Source organism: Microcystis sp. M49636_WE2 (assembly GCF_030065375.1).
In the GTDB taxonomy this organism is placed as follows: Bacteria; Cyanobacteriota; Cyanobacteriia; order Cyanobacteriales; family Microcystaceae; genus Microcystis; species Microcystis aeruginosa_C.
Genome location: NZ_JASJFG010000202.1, coordinates 1 through 1,652 on the forward strand (window position 1 = coordinate 1; position 1,652 = coordinate 1,652).

Here is a 1,652-nt window from a genome sequence, read left to right on the forward strand (position 1 = left end):
ATGCTTCGCCCCTACAGGACGCGGGCCGATGAAGACGCAAGGTTTTGAAGCACGATTCTCTCAAAATCTTGCACCTGTTTCGCGAGAAAAGCCACAAAACCCTTACCTTGCCTACATTTCACCTTTATTCAGCAAGCCCTAATTAGGTGGGTTAAACTAAGTTAACCCACCGGAATCATCCCGTTTATTTTTAAGGTAAAATCAAAAAACTTCCCTGACAGAAAAGAGTTTGATCGTCGAGAATAAAAGATTTAATCTCCACATCTTTGCCTAAATCGACGGTAAAAGGTTGCAAATCAATAGATAAATCTGGGGCTAAACCTTGCCATTGTCGGGGACTAATCCCTAAAGTGCGGGCATCTTTTAAGGTAATATCAGCGCTAAAAATTACTTCTGCACCTGTTTCTCTATGGCCGAGAAGAGAGAAATAACCCTGATTTAAGAGAACATTTTTCCAGTTAAAACGCTGTTGTGAGATAATTTCTCTGGCGTTAACAACTCCGTTATTTTCTAGGGAAAAAATTAGTAAATCGGCAAAAGCATTAATTAAAATAGTCGAGGCGATCGAATTATTTAAATCCTGCTCGTTAATTTCCACTTCACCGCTAACCCGAATAGGTTCCAAAATTTTTAGGGGTTTCCCTCGCAAAACCTGCCCGATATTAAGACGAATATTTTCCCCTCTTAATTGCGCTTTACCTAAATGTAAACCTTGATAAATCGCTCTTCCTACGGCTAAAAATACCCCGGGGATATAACCGCGCAAAATTTGCCGATCATGACCTTGCAGCTGCATTTCTAAATCTTCTATCTGTTCTACTTGTGTTCTTAAGAACAGACGTACTGCTGGCGGCAAAACCTTACTAATAATCTCACTTTGAGTATTGACCCACATAAACGTTATCTCACTCACTCCACAATGTTTCTAATTGTAACAGAGCTAGATCGATCGAACCATGAGGGGCTGCCGTCAGCTATCATACTAAATCCGTTGAGTACAGGCTAGTTATGAGGAGAGGCAAAAGGCAAAAGGCAAAAGGGAATAAATAATCAGTTTTTAACTAGGTAGGCGTTAAAAATTATCAGATGCCCCCCTTATCAAGGGGGGAAGGGGGGATCGGCACCCCCCTTATCAAGGGGGGATCGGCACCCCCCTTATCAAGGGGGGAAGGGGGGATCAAGGGGGGAAGGGGGGATCGGCACCCCCCTTATCAAGGGGGGATTAAGGGGGGATCAAGGGGGGAAGGGGGGATCGAACCTAAAATTCATTTTTAATTTAATTATAACCAACAACTTAATAACTGGATTTGGTATCAGTTATAGGTAAAAACTTCGCTACTTTCTGTTTACTGATCACTGATCACTGACAAGCCCCTAATTCTTAGGTTTTTGAGGCGTTGAGGGAATTAAAACGAGGGGAAAGATAGGCGACTAAAACCCCGAGGGCAAAACCGATTAAATTGCGGAAAAGGGGCAGTAATTCACTGGTGCGAGTAACCACCGGTCCGATGCCAAAAGCAACAAAGAGGATAAACCAGAGGGGAGAGACAATTAAAACCCATTGCCAAGCGAAAACCTGTCCTTCTTTGCGAGGAATACCGGCAAAACCGAAGACTAAACCGCCGACAATTGAGGTAATTAAAGTTAAAATC

At 42.9% G+C, this 1,652-nt stretch carries 1 protein-coding gene and 1 pseudogene; both read right to left on the minus strand.

Going from position 1 to position 1,652, the window contains the following annotated elements:
* Window positions 1-190: 190 nt before the first annotated feature.
* The gene (locus tag PX484_RS04590) at window positions 191-895 is read right to left on the minus strand and encodes an LmeA family phospholipid-binding protein (protein WP_287767377.1); all 705 of its coding nucleotides are present in this window, start codon (window positions 893-895) and stop codon (window positions 191-193) included.
* A gap of 486 nt (window positions 896-1,381) precedes the next feature.
* A pseudogene (locus PX484_RS04595) lies at window positions 1,382-1,652 on the minus strand (TPM domain-containing protein); the annotation flags it as partial.